We start from the raw sequence: 18,890 nt of genomic DNA on the forward strand, positions 1-18,890 counted from the left end.
CACAGTCAGACGCCGCCGCAAAAGGGGAAAATCCAGAGTAACCGCCAGAGAAGCCATATTCGCCTTCGGGCCAGAGTTACAGCAAGGAGGCTGTCATCATGAACGCGTTACCGGCGCTCAAAAAAGAGGAAAAACCGTTTCTTGTGGAGAAAGCTCCACGTCCGGCCGTTCCCACGGTGGCTACATATACTCCTCCGCGGCCAATGTTCTCCGATAGCCTGCTGGAACTCAGCAAGACTGAACGCAGACGGAGGAAAGGGTTGGCGCTGTTCTCGTTTGTTGTTCAGGGATTCATTGTCGGCATTCTTGTGCTTCTTCCGCTGTGGTTTCTTGATACGCTGCCGGCGCAGCAGTTGGTAACTTTCCTGGTGGCGCCACCGCCACCGCCGCCGCCTCCCCCGCCGGCACCCCCGATGAAGGCCGTGAAGATGGTAAGCCAGATCGTGAATGGACAACTGCTGGCGCCCAACAAAATCCCTAAACAAGTAAAGATGATCAAGGAAGAAGAGGCTCCGCCACCGGCAATGGGAGTGGCCGGAGGCGTGGTAGGCGGAGTACCTGGAGGCCAGCCGGGCGGAGTAATCGGTTCGCTCATCTCCACGGCGAACCACGCCAGCAGCACCCCGGCGCCAAAGGCAGCGGAGATTCCCAAACGGCTGGTTGTTTCGCAAGGAGTGTCCCTGGGACTGCTGCAAAGCCAGGTTGAACCTGTTTATCCCATGATCGCCCAAAGAGCGCACGTGCAGGGCACGGTCACGCTTCGGGCAATTATTTCGACGCAGGGCACGATTGAGTCCTTAAAAGTGGTCGAGGGTCATCCCATGTTGGTTGCTGCCGCCATGGATGCCGTAAAGCAATGGCGGTATAGACCGTACATGCTCAGCGGGCAGCCAGTGGAAGTGGAAACCACAGTGTTCGTGAATTTCCACATGGGCCAGTAGCAGGCAAGGCATAACGGATGCTGATCTTCTGGCCTTGCTGCTCCATGTTTGCGGTAAGCCGGACTTCCGAATCAGGCACATTACAGTGATGTCTCGCGTGAGTGCCTGGTAACTCTAGCAGTCACCACAATCGTATGTTTGCCCGGGCACGTGGCGCACCATGCGGCGGTATTGCGGGTAAGTATCTCTAGCGACCACCACAAGAGCCTTGGCGGGAACACAAAGGTTGTTGTTGCATCGCAGCAGCCAGCTCCTCGGGCATATCTCTTAATCGGTCCCGCAAGAGCACCTAAGGCTTGGCTTTCCGTCAGTGAAAGTTGTATTCTCAAGGCAATTTTCGAAGGGCTTCCGGCCTTCGAGCAGTGCCCATGGCGTTGAAACAACCGAATACTCAGCGTGCCCATAAGGTCACGCCTTTGCCTGTTACGCAAACAGCAGAGGAAGCGCTCGCTCAGCACAAACTCGTGCTGGAGACCTTGCTGGAGAGCACCGCGGATTTCATTTACATGAAAGACCACGAAGGCCGGTACGTATTCGTGAATCCCGCCGCCGCACATTCAGTGGGCATGAACCCGCAGGAAATCATAGGCAAAGATGATCGCGCCCTCTTTCCTGAAGAGCATGCCCGGCACATCATGGAAAAAGACCGTCAGATCATGGCGACTGGCATTTCAGAGGTTTTTGAGGAGACGCGGGTCTACGCCGATGGCGTGCGGCATCTGCACTCCTCCAAGAATGTTTGTCGCGATTCCACAGGAGCCGTGATCGGCATTGTGGGAATTTCCCGTGACATCACCGAACTTAAGCGCGCGGAGGAAGCGCTGAACTCCAGCGAATTGAATGCAGCCGGAGCGCGCATGGCCAATGCCCTGGCACATGAAATTAACAATCCACTGGCGGCGCTTACCAATGCTCTGTTTCTGCTGCGGCAGGACAACGGACCAGTGCAGGCGGACGAACTGCTTGGCACGGCACAGGAATCGCTTTGGCGCATTACCAAGATCACGCGCCAGATGATTGGTCTTTATAATCGCACTGCCGCTGCCCGGCATATACAGGTGCAACGCGTGGTGGAAGATACGCTGGCGAACCTGGATTCGCGCATCAGGAAAAAAGGCATTCGCTTTGAAACGAACCTTTCTTCCTGCGAGTTTTATGGAATTGACGCGGACCTGCGCCAGTTAATTACCGCGCTTATGGAAAACGCGGTGGAAAAGAGCCGCAGCGTGGTCCGGATAAAACTTTACAGCGCGCGCCTGGGCGGCGAAGGTTCACGGCGCGAATTCCGGCTTATCATCGCAGACGACGGCCCCGGCATTGCGCCTGAACATCGCGACCGTATTTTTGAGCCGTTCTTTTCCACTAAGCCGGAAAAAGGCAGCGGCCTGGGGCTGTGGATGGCCCGCGGAATCGCCAATAAATATGGCGGCGGTATCCGAGTGCGGAGCAATGCCGCCAAAGGGTCCTCATGGACATGCGTTGCGGTAAAGATGCCTTCAAAAAGGCGTTCTCAGGAAAAATGAGATAACTTCTGCCAATCTATTGCTCGCCGTCCAACGCACTTTGATCAACTTGCTACCCCAGGACCACGGGCACTAGCTTATGCGTTTGCCGGCGCCGTGGGCGTGGATACCACTGAGGCACAGAATGCGCAGCGTCGCGCGGCAATGGGAATTTCGCTCAGGCATTCCGGGCACTTCTTGCTGGTGGGATCGGCCGGAATCGCGTTGCGAGCAGCGCGTGCCTTCCAGGCATTCATCGGCGCGATCATAAAGAAGTAAACCGCCGCCGCAACCAGCAGGAATGAGATCAGCGCGTTCAGGAAGATGCCATAGGAAATCACTGCACCGTTGATGAAGAAGTTAAGCGCAGAAAAATCCGGTTTGCCCACAATGGCTGCAATCAGCGGCGTAAGAATGTTGCCAACAAATGAGGTGACTACCGCGCCGAACGCCGCGCCAATTACCACGGCCACGGCCAGGTCCAGTACGTTGCCCCGCATAATGAACTGCCGGAAACCTTTGAGCATGGATGCTCCTCTCTTTGACTGCGGCAGAATGATACAGGAAACGGGCCGCCGCCATCATGACATCTGATGCCGGATTGCCGGTTCGCGTCATTTATAATCGAGCGTTTACACCTACGAGGTTCAGCCACACAGTGTCCTTTGAAGATAGCGTTTACCAGTTGCGGCAGCAGAAGCTGCGCGATATTGAAGCCCTGGGCCAGCAGGCTTATCCGCACAAGTTCGCCTTTACCCACACCGTGCCACAGATTCTGGCCGAATTCGGCCACAACACCGCTGAAGAGCTGGAACAGGGCCGCGTTCCGGTAAAAGTTGCTGGCCGCATCATCTCCATACGCTTGCAGGGCAAGGCCGGCTTTGCCCACCTGCAACAGGGCGGCAAGCGGCTGCAGATATACGTGAAGCTCGACTTTGTCGGCGAAAAGGGTTTCGCCTTGTATAAGCTGCTCGATCTGGGCGACCACATTGGTGTGGGCGGATATCTTTTCCGCACGCGAACCGGTGAGCTGACGATCCACGCGGAAGACATCACCTTTCTGGCCAAAGATTTTCTGCCGCTGCCGGAAAAATGGCACGGCCTTAGCGATGTGGAACTGCGTTATCGCCAGCGCTATGTCGATATGGTCATGAACCAGGACGTGCGCGAGGTCTTCGTCAAACGCAGCAAAGTGGTGCAGTCGATCCGGCGCTTTCTGGATGCACGCGATTTTGTAGAAGTGGAAACGCCGATGATGCAGCCCATCGCCGGCGGTGCGACAGCGCGCCCATTTGTTACGCACCACAACACGCTCGATGTCGATCTTTTTCTGCGCATTGCGCCTGAGCTGTACCTGAAGCGCCTCGTCGTAGGCGGGCTGGAACGCGTTTACGAGATCAATCGCAATTTTCGCAATGAAGGCATTTCCACGCAGCACAATCCTGAGTTCACCATGTTGGAGTTCTACCAGGCTTATGCCGACTATCACGACATGATGCAGCTTACGGAAGACATGCTGAAGCAGGTAGCGTTGGACGTGAACGGCACCACCAAGGCCACTTTCGACGGCAAGGAATTTGATTTTGCCGACTGGCAGCGGCTCTCCATGCGCGAAGCCATTATTAAATACTGGCCGGAAGCCGCCGCGCCCAAGCCGGAGATCGCGGACTTTGCCACGCATGAGTCTGTCGCTGCGCTGGTAAAGCGCCTCAACGCCAGCCACATGCCGCACATGCCTTACGATCCCAAAGAGCCTGCGGGCAAGACCATTGCAGCGATGTTCGAGCATGTGGCCGAGCATCACCTGATCCAGCCTACGATCTTGTATGACTTTCCCGTCGCTATCTCGCCTTTATCAAAGAACAAGCGCGACGAACCGGACTGGGTGGAGCGCTTTGAAGTGTTCATCGGCGGCCTGGAGATTGGCAATGCGTTCAGCGAGTTGAACGATCCGGAAGAGCAGCGCCGCCGCTTTGAGCAGCAGCTAAAAGAAAAAGAGCGGGGCGATGAAGAAGCCCACGCAATGGATGAAGACTATATCCGCGCACTCTCTTACGGCCTGCCGCCGACCGGTGGCGAAGGCATCGGCATTGATCGGCTGACCATGCTGCTGACGGATTCGCGATCGATTCGCGACGTGATCCTTTTCCCGCTGCTGCGCAAACAGCAGGAGCAGGAATCGACCGAAGAACCGAACAGCCAACGCTAAATGTAGGCAGAGAGAATTTTGGCAGACTGAGACAACTAATCTCCTAATGCGCCCCAATGATAGGAAACAGAAGGGGCGCAGCCCGGAGCTTTAAAGTCTATTTTGTCGTTTCCCTTCAGCTTGCCTTTCACTCCAGGACCGAAACCTGTAACGAACTCGCCATGCTCGTTGGCTCTAAAGGACCCCTTCATCTTCTCACCGGCCGAATTTGACGTGTACTTGATTTCGTCACTGGGCTGAAAGCCCTTGCCGCGAAGGACAGCAAGACTAAAATCTTCGCGCGCGCGAATAACTTCTACGCTGCATCCTTTGTCTTCAGCAATGATGGGATTGGGGATAATTGTAATTGCGGCCTTATATTTTTTATCTTCGGAGGCAATGCCTATGCGATGCGGCAAGCCTGGGAAAGAAAGGAAGGCCAACAATACGTAAGGGCCTGAAGTGCCTTGGCAGCCGATCGCATGCATGCAAAGCCTGCCATTGTCGGAAATATACGCGGGCATAACTGTTTCAGGCCCAGCTTTGCCGAGTGGCCACTGGAAAATTGTATAAACCTGATCAGCCGGAGCCCCGGTGAGATAGAAATCATAAAGGGCATAGTCAGCGCCATTTCTTGTCTGCTTTCCCATCAGGTGCGCCTCAAGTTTAGTCCCCGGCGAGTTGAGTTCATCTCCCCACTCTGAAATGGAGTTCACCAGTTTGCCGAGTTCATTGCTATCCTGGGCCTTGCAGGAAAAACACACAAGGACTGCCAACAAGACCAGCCTATTTGTCTGCCCAAGACCAAACCGTTGAGCCACTGAGGCCTCACTTTCATCGCACACTTTAGATGAAGTGATGAAACCCGGCAAGTGGAAAGAGCGGCATGGCCCGCAGGATCGGAAGCCGTTCTGTATGTTTCTATGTTTACAATAGAGATGATGCCGACCGGCTCTGAAATTCGCGAGAAATTCCTGCGCTTCTTTGAAAGCAAAGGGCACAAGCGCGCGCATTCGTCGTCATTGCTGCCTGCCAATGATCCCACGCTGCTCTTCACCAACGCGGGCATGAACCAGTTTAAGGACGTTTTTCTTGGCTTGGAAAAGCGCGACTACAACAAAGCCGCCAGCTCACAGAAGTGCGTCCGCGCAGGCGGCAAGCACAATGATCTGGAAAACGTGGGCTTTACCAAGCGCCACCACACTTTCTTTGAGATGCTCGGCAATTTCAGCTTTGGCAGTTACTTCAAGGCGGAAGCGATCTCTTACGCGTGGGAATTGGTGACCGCTTCTGAATGGTATGGCATTTCCCGCGACAATCTTTACGTGACCATCTTCAAGGGCGAGCAGGGTATTCCGCGTGATGACGACGCGGAAAAGCACTGGCGCGCCGTGGGCGTTCCTAAAGAGCGCATCTTTGAGATGGGCATGAAGGACAACTTCTGGCAAATGGGAGATACCGGTCCTTGCGGCCCGTGCAGTGAAATCCATTTCGATATGGGCCCCGCCGCTTCCGACGAAGGCCATCCTGATTGCATGTTCCCCTGCGAATGCGGCCGCTACGTGGAAATCTGGAACCTGGTTTTCATGCAGTTTGATCGTGACAACACCGGCACGCTCAACCCGCTGCCGCGCCCTTCCATCGATACCGGCATGGGACTGGAGCGCGTCGCGTCTGTCCTGCAAGGCAAGATTTCCAATTACGATACTGATCTCTTCATGCCTCTGCTGGCGGCTGCGGCAAAGCTCACGGGAGTCAATCTGGAAAAGGAACTGGCGGCGGAAAAAGGTTCGCGCTCAGCGGCCAGCCTGCGTGTTGTCGCCGATCATGCACGCGCTGTCACATTCCTGATTTCAGATGGAATCCTGCCCGCGAATGAAGGCCGCGGTTACGTGCTGCGCAAAATTCTGCGTCGCGGCATACGCCACGGACGCCTGCTCGGCGCCACCAAGCCGTTCATGCATGAAATGGTAAAGGCCGTCCGCGACCTGATGAAGGACGCTTACCCTGAGCTGGTGGAGCAGGCAGATCGCGTTTCCAAAGTTGTCTTTGAAGAAGAGCGCCGATTCGCGCACACCCTTGATGCCGGGCTGGCGCGGCTTGAGGCCGATCTCAAGACATTGCGCAAGGAAAAAGCGGACAGCCAGAAGGCCGCGCTCGCACGCGATCCTCTGGGCGAGCAAGGCATGTCGCGCGCGGAACTGGCGCAGCACCAGTACCAGAGCGCACGTGAGCTGCGTTATCGCGGTGAAGATGCGTTCAAGCTGTATGACACTTTTGGACTACCCTTTGATTTCATCATGGACACCTGCCGCGATGCGGGCATCAGCGTGGACGTGGAAGGTTTTGAGCGCGCGATGCAGGCGCAACGCGAGCGCGCCCGCGCGTCCTGGAAAGGCGGCTCCAAGCAGACCGCCGCGCCTGTCTATCGCGACCTGAAGAAGACCGAGTTTGAAGGCTATCGCGCCACGCGGTCAAAAGGCAGTGAGGTGCTTGCTGTCGTAAAGGACGGCCAAGGCGTCAAGGTGCTCAACCCGGACGAAGAAGGCGAGATCGTTCTGGACCATACGCCGTTCTATGCCGATTCCGGCGGGCAGGTGGGTGACATCGGAATCCTTTACGACGAATCGCATTCAAGCATCGTTGCTGAAGTGAATGGCTGCTATATGCCGGTACAGGGCGTGCGCGCGCACAAGGTCAAGGCGCGGCAGCCAATTTTCGTCGGCATGAAAGTTGATCCCGTGGTCCACGTGGACGTGCGCGAATCGACCATGCGCAACCACACCGCAACGCATCTGCTGCATGCCGCGCTGCGGGAAACGCTGGGCCCACACGTAAAGCAGGCCGGATCGCTGGTTGATCCTGGCCATCTGCGTTTTGATTTTTCGCACTTCGCCGCCGTGGCCGATGAAGAACTTCAGGACATTGAAGACCTGATGAACAAACACGTCCTGCGCAACACGCCCGTGGATACGATTGAGAATGTCCCGATCGACGTGGCCATCAACGAATACAAGGCCATGGCGCTGTTCGGAGAAAAATATGGCGAGCGCGTCCGCGTGGTGAAGATCGGCGATTTTTCCACCGAACTCTGCGGCGGCACGCACACGCACGCCACCGGCGAAATTGGCCTGATCAAGATCATGAGTGAAGGCAGCGTTTCTTCCGGCGTGCGACGCGTTGAAGCTCTCAGCGGTGAAGGCTCTCTCAAGCACTTTCGCTTGGATCACAAGCTGGAAAACCTTGTGTCTTCTCTGATCCCACAGACCAAGTCTCACTCGCCGGCAGAAGCTCTGCGCGGTGAACTCGACAAAAAAGATGCCGAGATCAAGAAGCTGCAAAAAGAGCTGGAACAGATGCGCATGAAGTCGGCAGGCTCGCAGGTAGCATCTGTCGGCGAAAAGGCGCGCGATATCAAAGGCGTAAAAGTCGTGGCGCAGCGCGTGGATAATCTTGATCGCGGCCAGATGCGCACGCTGGTCGATAACATGCGCAACAAGCTGGGCTCCGGCGTTGTGGTGCTCGGCTCGGTACAAGACGGCAAAGTTGCGCTGATCGTCGGCGTCACCGCCGATTTGACTTCACGCGTGCAGGCCGGAAAAGTGATTAAGCAGGTCGCGGAAAAAGTCGGCGGCTCCGGCGGCGGACGCCCAGACATGGCGGAAGCCGGCGGCAAAGATCCCGCCCAGCTTGATGCTGCGTTGAATGAAGCTTACGCTGCGGTGGAAGGATTGCTTTCCTGACATCTTCTAACATCCCGAGCGGAGCGAGGGAGCCCTATTGTTGCGACTCTGCTTGTTGCGACTCTGCTTGAGAAGGGAGATTCTCATCCGGGTAGAGACGCATGATCGTGATGATGATCGCGATCAGCGGTTGTGAACGCCTCCACTTTGGGCATTTCCCTTCTACAGATGTCTTGGCACAGAGAACGTGAGTTTGTCTTGCCTCAGTGCCCCCGCCTGTGGCCTGCATTTATCCGTGTGAACAGAAACCTCGGGTGCCATCCATGTCCGTCCACCAGTTAGGGGTTCCGGGTGGACTCGCACCGCTGCATCCACTAGAATCCGAGGCATCCCCCCATCGTTCCTGGGAGAAATGCCATGGCGCTTATCCAGTTCACAAGAAATCACACTGACCACTCCACGGACAAAGGTTTTCAGTTTGAGTTTTTCTGCGATCGCTGCGGCAACGGATTTATGAGCGAGTATAAGGCGTCGGCTACGGGGATGGCGGCCAGCGCGCTGCACGCGGCGGGAAGTTTTTTCGGCGGCGTCCTGGGACAAGCCAGTTCATCGAGCTACGAAATTGAGCGCGCGGTGAGAGGACCGGCGCACGACTCAGCATTTCGCAACGCAATCGAAGAGGCGAAGCCGAATTTCCGGCAATGTCCCAAGTGCACACACTGGGTTTGTCAGGCTTCATGCTGGAACGCGAAGCGCTCACTCTGCTATGACTGTGCGCCGGATATTGATACGGAATTGGCGTCGGCGCAGGTGCAGACCACCGTCGATCAGATGAAGCAGAAGCTGCAACAGCAAGACATGACCAAGGGCATGGACCTGGCGACGGAAGCCGTGGCGCTGTGTCCCGCCTGCGGGGCGCGCACGCAGGGAGCAAAGTTCTGTCCGGAGTGCGGCAAGGCTCTGCGGCCAAAGAACGAATGCGGCAAGTGCGGAACAAAGTTTGAAGCCGGCACAAAGTTCTGTCCGGAGTGCGGGAACAAGATTGTGTGATGGGAGATTGGTAATGGCCTTGGCCATTAGCTCTTGGCTGCTTGCAGTTCTGCCGCCAGCTACGATCTGAGACTGACCGCTTTGTCACTTGGAAGACACTTGCTGTAACGCAAATTGGATTCATACACTCATTACTGATCACTTATCATTGATCAGGATCAAGGAGAAACAACTTGAAAAAATTTGTTCTCGGACTGATTGTCGGCTTGTTGATTCCTGCGATTGGCGGCTATTTATACATCAAGATGGGCATGATGCCGGTGGCCACGGCCTCTGCGCCCTTGCCGATGGAAGAGAAGATCGCCAAGATGGCGTTGCGCGCGCGAATGGCGAAAGACCCGGTGCAGCAATCGCCGGTGCCGGCAGACGAGCCTAACCTGACGCAGGGCGCGCATGTTTATGTTGAGAATTGCGCCTTCTGCCATGGTTTTGCCGGCGAGAAAGCCAGCTTCGCGGCCAAAGGCATGTTCCCCCTGCCGCCACAGCTCCTATCCGGCGACGACATGGTCACCGACGATCCGCCGGGCAAAATCTACTGGAAAGTGGAAAACGGAATTCGCCTGACCGGAATGCCCGGCTTTAAGGACATGCTCACGCCCACGCAAATGTGGCAGGTATCGCAACTGCTGCAGCATGCTGACAAGTTGCCTGAACCGACGAAAGCAGCGCTGGCAAAACCTGCTGCTCTGCCGCTTGCACCTCCTAGCCCGGCATTAAACGCAAACCCTGCTGCTATGCAGGGCAAGAAGCCAGAAAAAATAGGTGGCAAGAAGTAGCGAAGGGATAATAAGTGGGCCGTCGCAGGTCAGCGCGGCAGCCCGTGCAAGTGTTAGAGCTTCTCGTGGAATTCGCAGCCAGAGCAGGAAATAAAGATTCCGCCAGGGGTGTTGCGTTCGCGGTCTTTCACACGCTTCACGATTCTGGTCGGCTTGCCGCATTTAGGGCAATCGGTGCTCTTGGTGGTGTCCATTATTTTCTTGCGGTCTGCCGTTTTGGCGATCTTAGCCATGATTCAATCTTCTCCTGAGGATGTCGGGTTTCCGCGGCCTTAGTCGGCGGCGGCAAATGCGGCGGGAAATTTGGGGACGGCACGCCTCTCAAGCGGTGCGTCCAATGACCACAAAAAATGACCGCAACAATATGATTTTACACTGAGCGGGCTGTTTTCGTCTCTGAGTCACCCAGCCAAAGGTCGCAAACTAGCGCTTTACTTGTAACCCGCACATCAGTTATCAATCTATACACTTACGACAAATCAGTTCAGGGGAGAAGGATGAAGAAACTAACGCTCGTATTGCTCACAGCCGTGGCGCTTAGCGCGTTCGCCGCGGATAGAAAGGTTCAGGGTTATCTGGTAGATATAGCCTGCGCTTCTGAAGAAGGTCAACGCGCCAACTTTGGCGTTAAGCACTCAAAAGACTGCCTGCAAATGCCGGATTGCGCGAGTAGCGGATACGGCCTGCTGACGGACGACAAGAAAATCATCAAATTTGACGCCGCAAGCAACGCCAAAGCCAAACAGTTCATTGCCGATATGCAGAAGCATAATGACATCAAGGTCAACGTGACCGGAACCATGAATGGCGAGCGTATGACCGTAAACAAGATTGAACTGCAGTAAAGTCAGCGTTTATCAATCGATATTCAAAGGCTGCCGAGGATCGCGGCCTTTTCTCTTTTCTAACCTGTTTTCGCGCCTGCCTTTCTGTCGGGACCAAAGGATGTTACCTTTGGCCATTGGCCGCAAGTGTTTGATTCGGTGTGGCTTATCGCCACAGCTGGACTGCCTTGACCCCACCCAATCCTATCCCCCGCATACTTCTGCGACTGAAAAAGCAGCACTTATCCTATTTGGCACGCTTGGCCCGCCAAGTGCATTTATCCACCGCGAGGACTTCCCCACTCACTGAAAACTTGGAGGCCCCTATGAAGCGGTATTTACTTTTAACTGTTGCAATGGTTGCCATGATATTGGCGACAGGCTGCGGCGGAACCGGCAATCTCAATGCCGGACCGACCAACGCCACCATCAACACTACTGACGGTCTGAACGATGCGATCGTTAAGTTTGAGCTTTCTGTCAGCTCTCTGACACTTACCGGAAGCGGAACCACAGCCACCACGGGCAACTTGCTCTCTAAAACGTCCGAGGTTGAGTTTGTCCACCAGGCAGGATCGTTTGAGCCTTTGGCCCTGGTCAACATTCCGCCGGGAACTTATTCCGGAGCATCGCTCACGGTTTCCAATCCTGAAGTCGTGGTCATGAACAATGCTGTACCGCCGGCGCCGGTAAAAATTCCGGCCACCCTTACCAGCGGCAGCGTAACGGTGACTTTCACTGCCCCGATTACCGTGACCAGCAGCAGTTCCTCAGTCATTAACTTTGACCTTGATCTGGCCAACTCAGTCGTGCTCAACGGCGCGCCGCCGACCTCGGCCACCGTGACGGCGAAATTCAACGTGACCACCGCCACCGCCACCAATACTGACGAAGACAGCGGCGAAATGGATGACGTTCACGGCAGCGTGACATCTATTGCAGCGCCGAACTTCACTATCCAGACCCAGACCAGCAGCATCGTTTTTGCCACTGACGCCACCACGCAGTTCAAGGATGGCATCACCTCGCTTTCACAGCTCAAGGTAGGTGACATTGTTGAAGTGGATGCAACCACCAAGCCCGACGGCAGCAAGCTTGCTACCAAGATTGGTGTGGAAGAAAGCCAGAGCGGCGAAGAAGCTGAAGGCGTAATCACTGCCGTAACCGGCGCGCCGGCCACGCAGATCACGATTGCTCATCAGGTTGATTCGTCCAACTCCGCTACGCCGCCGGTCACCGTGGACCTTGCCATTAGCGCAAGCACCGCGTTCTCCGTGCGCACAGACAAACTGAATCTGGGCGGCGCCACGCCGGCCTTTGATGCCAGCCACATTGGCAAGGGCCAGCGCGTTGAAGCCGATACAGGCAGCAGCACTGTTTCGCCAATGCCCGCGGACAAACTCAAGCTGCGCGAACAAGCGCTGGTGGGAACTGTCTCCGGCGCAAGCGCGTCAGGCTTTACGCTGACGCTGAACGCCAGCTCCGCTTTTGCCACCCTGACCGGTCAATCAACCATCGCCGTTTCAATCGTGAGCGGCACTAACCTGAAAGTCACACCCGTGAACGCCAACACCGTGCGCGTGCGCGGTCTCATCTTCTTCAACGCCGGCTCGTACAGCATGATCGCGTCGCGCGTTGACGACAACCAATAACCAGCACCGTTCGTCCTTTGCAAAAAACTGGGTCCGCTTCGGCGGGCCCTTTTTTGTTGGCGACAAGAACCAGAACTTTGAAACGCGGAGGAACGGAGGACGCGGAGGAGTTTGAAATCTCATACCGAATCTGATTGTATGAAGCTTCACTGCGGCAATCACGAAAATACATCGAGGTTGGGCTGGGGGAGCAAGCTTGAGGGCGGGCCAATCCTCATTTACCCAATTACCAAATTACTCATTTACCAAATTCCCTTCGTTTACTCCTTTCCTCAGTGTTTCAAAGTTTGGCTCTCGCTACCCATCAATGGTCTGACGGGTCTAGCGTGCCTGCGCAGACTTGCAGCAGTTCTTCTCTTCCTGCAGGACCACGTTTCTCGTCTGTCCCAGCGCGCGGTTCAACGATTGTTTTGGGATCGACGTTACCAGCGGCTTCAGCAACCATCCCAGACCGGTGGGAATATCGCGTGTGAGTGACAGGGCTTCACACTGTAAATACACGCCGCCATCTTTTTCTTCAAAGCGCCAGTATGTATTCAACCGCCAAAGGTAGCCGTGTCCGGTACCGACCGGCAACTCTTCTCCATCCGGCTTGGCCGGATCTTTTACCTCAGCAATGCGCGTGCTGATGGAGTTGGAATAGACTTTGCTTGCGTCAACCCTGCCCCAATGGACGTCATACGTTGTGTTGAAATCCACGGTGGTAAATCGCTTCTGGTGGAGCCGCAGGAACATCTTGAAATCGTCGCCATTGTGGGAAATGGTGCGGGATGCACTCACGTCTGGCTTATAGAGTTCGGCGCGCCGATCATAATCCTTGACGATCGGCAAGGTCTTAGCCAGCGTGGCGCCAGGAATAAAGATAAGTCCTACCCAGTGATGCACCATGCCGTCCGGAACGTCAGAGGTTACGCCCGACGCTTTGGTTTCGAGCTTCTCCACCAGGATCTCGCCGTTCTTGAGCTGGTCATAAGCCTGTCGCCGCGCGTCGGGGTTCATAGCGTCGATATAGAGGAACGTCCCGCCCGGGCGCAGTTCGTTGGCAAACCGTGCCTCAGTGGCCGCGACGTAGCGATCAAACGCGGTGTTGGTCTTCTGTTTAAGTTCGGCTGCCGACGCGACGGGACACAAAGCCGCAACCAGCAGCAGCGCGGAAAAAACACGAATGATATAAAGTCGTTTCATGGAATGTTGCGAACTCGTCTCTTTAGATAAGATGCACGGTTCCACGTACGGTATCAAGGCAATTCAGGGCAAGTTATGGTGAATTGAGGCAGTTGACTTGAAATTTACCTGTCCGTTCCGCAGCTATTGCGCGGAAAATATCCGGCCTTTGCCAAACCTCGTTCCGCCCAAAGTTTTAGTACCTCTGGAAACCGCGTTTTCAGCCATTCTGGGTTAAACTCTTGTTAACCCTTCCCCCATGTTGGCTCGATTCATCTTGGCTTGACTAATGTATGGCGAATAACCACCGGTCTGACATCTTGTTCTTTTTTGGCGTGATCCTTGCCTTGTGGGTGGCCTATAGCGTCCGTGACGTGCTGATGCTCATCTATGTAAGCGCGCTGTTCGCCGTGGTCTTGTCGCCGGCCATCGGTATGATTCAGAAAATGCATATTGGCAGCTGGCGCGCTGGACGCGGCTTCGCCATCGTTTTCCTGATCCTGATGCTGGCCCTTGCGGGCACCTTATTTGCCGTGTTTGCCCTGCCGCCCGTTTATCGCGACGGCCGCAACTTCTCGGCTGACTGGCCTCGGCACCTGACGGAGTTCACTGAAGGAATCAAGCATCTTCCTTTTGCCTCAAAGATTGATCCTGCAGGATTGCAGAAGTATGCCGCCGAAATTGCCGGAGGCGCCGGTGGACTCTTCCTGAACCTGGCTGGCGGTATTTTCGGCTTCTTTACCGCTATCATCCTCACCGCATACTTCATTATTGATGGCGACCGTACCTTCTATTGGGTTGTCTCCATGTTCCCGCTTCACCAACAGCCCCGGCTGAACTCGACTCTGCTGCGCGCCAAAGCCCGCATGCGCAACTGGCTGATTGGCCAGTCAATGCTCATGCTCAGCCTTGGAGTATGCAGCCTGATCGTCTATTGGGCGCTCGGCCTGAAATATTTTTATCTGCTGGCAATGTTTGCCGGCATCGCTAACATTCTGCCGATTGCCGGCCCCATCAGCGCTGTTGTACTGGCCTCGGCCGTGGCCATCATGGACTCGCCACAGAAACTCGTGGGCGTAATCATCTTCTTTGCTGTCTATTTCCAGATTGAAAGCGTCTTCCTCTCGCCGCGCATCATGCGCCACACGCTCAACCTGTCGCCGCTCACCGTGATCATTGCTCTTTCTCTTGGAGGCGCATTGGCTGGCGTTGTAGGCGCGCTGGTTTCCGTTCCGACCGCTGCGCTGGTCATGGTCCTGGCCGATGAATACCTGGTCAAACGCAAGCCAGCAGAAGCGGCGAAGGCAGCAGCAGCGGCGGACTAAGATCCCTTCACCGCAAAGGACGCGAAGGTCGCAAAGGACAATCTAAGAACGACTGTGATCGTCCATCGCCGATGAAGCGTGAAGCGTTCACAGATGGATAGCGAAACCCCATAAATTCCTTTGCGGCCTTTGCGGTAAATCTTTCCGCTTTTCTCCGTGCCTCAGTGTCTCTGTGGTGAGATTCTCTGCTGATGCTAAAATCTAATTTTCAACAGTCACCATGACCAGCAAAATTCCAGTCGGCATTCTCGGCGCTACCGGGACCGTCGGGCAGAGATTTATCCAACTGCTCCACGAACACCCGTGGTTTGAAATTACATGGCTCGCGGCCTCAGACCGCTCAGCAGGCAAGCTTTACCCTGAAGCCGCCAAGTGGAACCTGTCCACGCCGATCCCGGGAAAGATCGCCGCAATGAAAGTCTCCGCCGCCGCCCCGGACAGCAGCACGCCCAAGCTGGTCTTTGCCGCACTTGATGCCACTGCCGCGCAGCAGATTGAGCCGGCGTTTGCGGAAGCAGGCCACGCTGTGGTTTCCAACTCCAGCGCGTTTCGTATGGCGGAAGACGTTCCTTTGATCATCCCTGAAGTCAATGGCGACCACGTTCCGCTTATCAAGACGCAGAAGTGGTACAAGAAAAATGGCGGCTTCATGGTGACCAATCCCAACTGCTCCGCCATTGGGTTGGTGCTGGCCCTTGCGCCGTTGCATCGCCGTTTTGGCATTGACAAGATTTTCGTCGCCACCATGCAGGCCATCAGCGGCGCGGGCTATCCTGGCGTCGCCTCCATGGACATTCTGGGCAATGTGATTCCCTACATCGCCAAGGAAGAAGACAAGATGGAAGCGGAGACGCGCAAGCTGCTGGGTTCACTGAAAAAAGGATCGTTGAACGGCTCGCGCGTGATCGATGCTGATCTCACGCTCAGCGCGCACTGCAACCGCGTTGCTGTGGAAGATGGCCATACTGAATCCGTCTCATTAAAGCTACGCAAGTCGGCGCAGGCGGAAGAGATCATTGAAGCCTGGAACGAATTTCGCTGCCTACCGCAAAAGCTTAAGCTGCCCACAGCACCGGAACAGCCAGTGATCTATGAGTCGGCGCCGGACCGCCCGCAGCCTCGACTCGACCGAGATCGCGGACGCGGCATGAGCGCTGTCTGCGGGCGCTTGCGGCCCTGCAACATCTTCGACTGGAAATTCACCGTGCTCTCGCACAACACGATCCGCGGCGCAGCGGGCGCGGCCCTGCTGAATGGCGAGCTGCTTAAAGCGCAGGGATATCTGAGTTGAAGGACGCTCGATTGCGCGACATCCTGGTCAGCAATTCAAGCGGCGAAAGCTCCTCGCTTTTGAACCGCAAGCAATTGATGCTGCGAGCGCGATTTGTGATCGACCATATCAAATGGCATCCACGTGCGAGACAAGTGTCAGGGCACGAGTTTACTCGTGTCGTTCAGCCGAAAAAGAATTTGGGCTTTAGCCCCTGCTCAAAACCTCAGGGCCTGAAGGCCAAATTTCTTGAGCCGCACACGACACGACTGAAGTCATGCCCTGACACTTGTCTCGGCCAGAAAAATAACGTCGTTTTCATCAGTACATCTCCCATTGCCTTTCTCCGTCCCTCCGTGCCTCCGTGGTGGGGGTTATCCGCATGATCGTAATGAAATTCGGCGGCACCTCCGTGCAGGACGCCCAAGCCATCGATCGCGTCGCGGCCATCGTGCGCGAACGCCTGCCGGAATGTCCCGTGGTCGTCGTCAGCGCGCTGGCCAAAATCACAGATCAGCTTCTGGCCATGTCAGCCGCCGCCGGGGCTGGCGACCGCGCAAAAGCGCTTGAGCTTTCCCGCGTTGCGCGCGAGCGCCATTACAACTGTGCCAGCGATTTGCTGGGCACACATGCGTTTGCGCAGATCGCGCCGGAGCTGGAAGCTGACTTTAACGGCCTGGACGAGCTTTTGCGCGGCGTTGTTGCCGTGGGCGAACTCACGCCCCGCACCATCGACACGATTGCAGGCTTTGGCGAGCGAGTGTCATCCAAGATCGCCGCCGCTGCATTTTCCCAGCGCAATATCGAAGCCGAGCATGTTGATTCACGGAAATGCATCGTAACCGACGCCACGTTCGGCAAGGCGGTTCCACAATTTGAAGAGACGGACGCCCGCCTGGCGGAAACCGTGAAGCCGTTGCTCGACCGCAAGCGAGTTCCGGTGATGGGGGGCTTTATCGCAGCCACGCGAGAAGGCGTTGCGACCACGCTGGGACGTGGTGGATCGGATTTCAGCGCTGCCATCATCGGCGCAGGACTTAACGCCGAGCGCATTGAGATTTGGACAGACGTGGACGGCATGATGACCACCGACCCTAATCTCTGTCCCGACGCGCGTCGCATCAAAAACATCAGCTTTGAAGAAGCGGCTGAGCTTGCCTATTTCGGCGCGAAAGTTCTGCATCCGGCCACGCTGCTGCCGGCCATCCAGAAGAATATCCCGGTTCTGATTCTTAACTCGCGCAATCCCAAATGCGAAGGCACGCGGATCACCGCCACCGCTCCCAAGAGTAAGAACATTTTCAAGGCCATAGCCGCCAAGAAACGCATTACCGTGGTGGATGTAGTCGCCACGCGCATGCTCATGGCGCATGGCTTTCTCAAGAATATTTTTGAAGTTTTTGCCAACCATCGCTGCCCGGTGGATATGGTTTCTACTTCCGAGGTCAGCGTTTCAGTCACCGTTGATTCAAACGAATCCATTGCGGCCATTGCCGCGGATCTGGCCAAGCTGGCCGACGTGAAATATCAAGGTCGCAAGGCCATCGTCTGCCTGGTGGGTGAAAACATCAAGAGCACACCGGGCATTGCCGCCAAGGTCTTCAGCGCCATTCCTGAAGCCAACATCCACATGATCTCCCAGGGCGCATCGGAGATTAATATAGGATTTGTGATTGATGAAGACGCCGTTCCGGACGTAGTCTCGCGCCTGCACCGCACATTCTTTGCGCAGGTGGATCCCGAGGTCTTTGCATGAAAGCCGTTCGCATGAAAGCCATTCGCATGAAACGTCAATGGGTGCTCTCTTGAAAATTTTGGTCCTGGGACGCGGCAAAACCGGCGCACTGGTTGCAGAGATAGCCAAAGAACGCGGGCATGAAGTCCGCTCGCTGGCCAGCCAGGAAAACCAGGATGGCCGCGCCTTGACACCCGCCACGCTGAAAGAGATCGATGCGGTCATAGATTTCACCACGCCACACGCTGCGATTCCCAACATTATTCGCTGTGTAGAAGCTGGAGTTCCCATCGTGGTGGGCACCACTGGTTGGTACCACCACATTGATAAAGTGCGGGAGCTGACTAGCGAACGCAAAGCCGCCGTGCTCTACGGCTCAAACTTTTCCATTGGGATGAATTTCTTCTTCAAGGCCGTGCAGGCCGTGGCGCCCATCTTGAAACACCAATATCGCGGCAGCATTGTGGAGCGCCATCACGTCCATAAAAAAGACAAGCCTTCCGGGACGGCTGTGACACTCCAGAGACTTCTTGAGTCTGGCTCTGGGGAGAAAGTAGAAATCGCTTCAGTCCGCGAAGGCGAGACCGTGGGCATGCACCTGGTCATGCTCGACTCAGCCAATGACACGATTCTCTTCACCCACGACGCTAAATCGCGCGTCGGCTTTGCCGAAGGCGCAGTGCGCGCCGCCGAATGGATCAGAGGGAAAACGGGGTTCTTTGAGTTTCCGGAGATCGTGGACCAGCTTTAGAAAGCGATTTACCCCAAAGGATACGAAGG

Annotated in this window: 16 protein-coding genes; 12 read left to right on the forward strand and 4 right to left on the reverse strand. The window is 55.8% G+C overall.

The window, feature by feature from the left end:
- Window positions 1-203: 203 nt before the first annotated feature.
- Window positions 204-941: an energy transducer TonB gene (locus LAO76_19920; GenBank protein MBZ5493191.1), complete on the forward strand. Its 738-nt coding sequence runs from the start codon at window positions 204-206 to the stop codon at window positions 939-941.
- A 368-nt stretch (window positions 942-1,309) separates the two neighbouring features.
- Entirely contained in the window at window positions 1,310-2,464 is a 1,155-nt protein-coding gene (locus LAO76_19925) for a PAS domain-containing protein (GenBank protein MBZ5493192.1), read from the forward strand.
- A 77-nt stretch (window positions 2,465-2,541) separates the two neighbouring features.
- Here LAO76_19925 and mscL read toward each other — a convergent pair whose 3' ends face one another.
- A complete protein-coding gene (mscL, locus tag LAO76_19930; GenBank protein ID MBZ5493193.1) occupies window positions 2,542-2,970 on the reverse strand; it encodes a large conductance mechanosensitive channel protein MscL in 429 nt (142 codons plus the stop codon).
- 56 nt (window positions 2,971-3,026) lie between these two features.
- Here mscL and lysS point away from each other — a divergent pair, with 56 nt between their 5' ends.
- Complete coding sequence (gene lysS, locus LAO76_19935) at window positions 3,027-4,652, forward strand: lysine--tRNA ligase (protein MBZ5493194.1); 1,626 nt, start codon at window positions 3,027-3,029, stop codon at window positions 4,650-4,652.
- Between the two features lie 35 nt (window positions 4,653-4,687).
- On the opposite strand, the gene LAO76_19940 is transcribed toward lysS, so the two are convergent.
- Window positions 4,688-5,452, reverse strand: a complete 765-nt coding sequence (locus LAO76_19940) for a hypothetical protein (protein MBZ5493195.1) — start codon at window positions 5,450-5,452, stop codon at window positions 4,688-4,690.
- 117 nt (window positions 5,453-5,569) lie between these two features.
- Here LAO76_19940 and alaS point away from each other — a divergent pair, with 117 nt between their 5' ends.
- The 3 genes from alaS (at window position 5,570) to LAO76_19955 (ending at window position 10,140) form a co-directional block, all read left to right on the forward strand.
- A complete protein-coding gene (alaS, locus tag LAO76_19945) occupies window positions 5,570-8,374 on the forward strand; it encodes an alanine--tRNA ligase (protein ID MBZ5493196.1) in 2,805 nt (934 codons plus the stop codon).
- A gap of 357 nt (window positions 8,375-8,731) precedes the next feature.
- Window positions 8,732-9,364, forward strand: coding sequence for a zinc ribbon domain-containing protein (locus LAO76_19950; GenBank protein MBZ5493197.1), 633 nt, complete (start codon window positions 8,732-8,734; stop codon window positions 9,362-9,364).
- Window positions 9,365-9,609: 245 nt separating this feature from the next.
- Entirely contained in the window at window positions 9,610-10,140 is a 531-nt protein-coding gene (locus LAO76_19955; GenBank protein ID MBZ5493198.1) for a cytochrome c, read from the forward strand.
- A gap of 53 nt (window positions 10,141-10,193) precedes the next feature.
- On the opposite strand, the gene LAO76_19960 is transcribed toward LAO76_19955, so the two are convergent.
- Window positions 10,194-10,373, reverse strand: coding sequence for a hypothetical protein (locus LAO76_19960; protein ID MBZ5493199.1), 180 nt, complete (start codon window positions 10,371-10,373; stop codon window positions 10,194-10,196).
- A gap of 264 nt (window positions 10,374-10,637) precedes the next feature.
- Here LAO76_19960 and LAO76_19965 point away from each other — a divergent pair, with 264 nt between their 5' ends.
- Together LAO76_19965 and LAO76_19970 are read left to right on the forward strand one after the other, a co-directional pair.
- Window positions 10,638-10,985 carry a hypothetical protein gene (locus tag LAO76_19965; protein MBZ5493200.1) on the forward strand — a complete coding sequence of 116 codons (348 nt, stop codon included), beginning with the start codon at window positions 10,638-10,640 and terminating at the stop codon, window positions 10,983-10,985.
- A gap of 305 nt (window positions 10,986-11,290) precedes the next feature.
- Window positions 11,291-12,616 (forward strand): DUF5666 domain-containing protein, encoded by a 1,326-nt coding sequence (locus tag LAO76_19970; GenBank protein MBZ5493201.1) that lies wholly within the window; start codon window positions 11,291-11,293, stop codon window positions 12,614-12,616.
- Window positions 12,617-12,937: 321 nt separating this feature from the next.
- Here LAO76_19970 and LAO76_19975 read toward each other — a convergent pair whose 3' ends face one another.
- A complete protein-coding gene (locus LAO76_19975) occupies window positions 12,938-13,801 on the reverse strand; it encodes a hypothetical protein (protein ID MBZ5493202.1) in 864 nt (287 codons plus the stop codon).
- Window positions 13,802-14,073: 272 nt separating this feature from the next.
- Here LAO76_19975 and LAO76_19980 point away from each other — a divergent pair, with 272 nt between their 5' ends.
- The 4 genes from LAO76_19980 (at window position 14,074) to LAO76_19995 (ending at window position 18,861) form a co-directional block, all read left to right on the forward strand.
- Window positions 14,074-15,105 carry an AI-2E family transporter gene (locus LAO76_19980; GenBank protein MBZ5493203.1) on the forward strand — a complete coding sequence of 344 codons (1,032 nt, stop codon included), beginning with the start codon at window positions 14,074-14,076 and terminating at the stop codon, window positions 15,103-15,105.
- 220 nt (window positions 15,106-15,325) lie between these two features.
- The gene (gene asd / locus LAO76_19985; GenBank protein MBZ5493204.1) at window positions 15,326-16,396 is read left to right on the forward strand and encodes an aspartate-semialdehyde dehydrogenase; all 1,071 of its coding nucleotides are present in this window, start codon (window positions 15,326-15,328) and stop codon (window positions 16,394-16,396) included.
- Window positions 16,397-16,757: 361 nt separating this feature from the next.
- Window positions 16,758-18,131 carry a lysine-sensitive aspartokinase 3 gene (gene lysC / locus LAO76_19990; protein MBZ5493205.1) on the forward strand — a complete coding sequence of 458 codons (1,374 nt, stop codon included), beginning with the start codon at window positions 16,758-16,760 and terminating at the stop codon, window positions 18,129-18,131.
- 49 nt (window positions 18,132-18,180) lie between these two features.
- Entirely contained in the window at window positions 18,181-18,861 is a 681-nt protein-coding gene (locus LAO76_19995) for a 4-hydroxy-tetrahydrodipicolinate reductase (GenBank protein ID MBZ5493206.1), read from the forward strand.
- The last annotated feature ends 29 nt before the right edge of the window (window positions 18,862-18,890 follow it).

Source organism: Terriglobia bacterium, from assembly GCA_020072645.1.
In the GTDB taxonomy this organism is placed as follows: domain Bacteria; phylum Acidobacteriota; class Terriglobia; order Terriglobales; family Acidobacteriaceae; genus Angelobacter.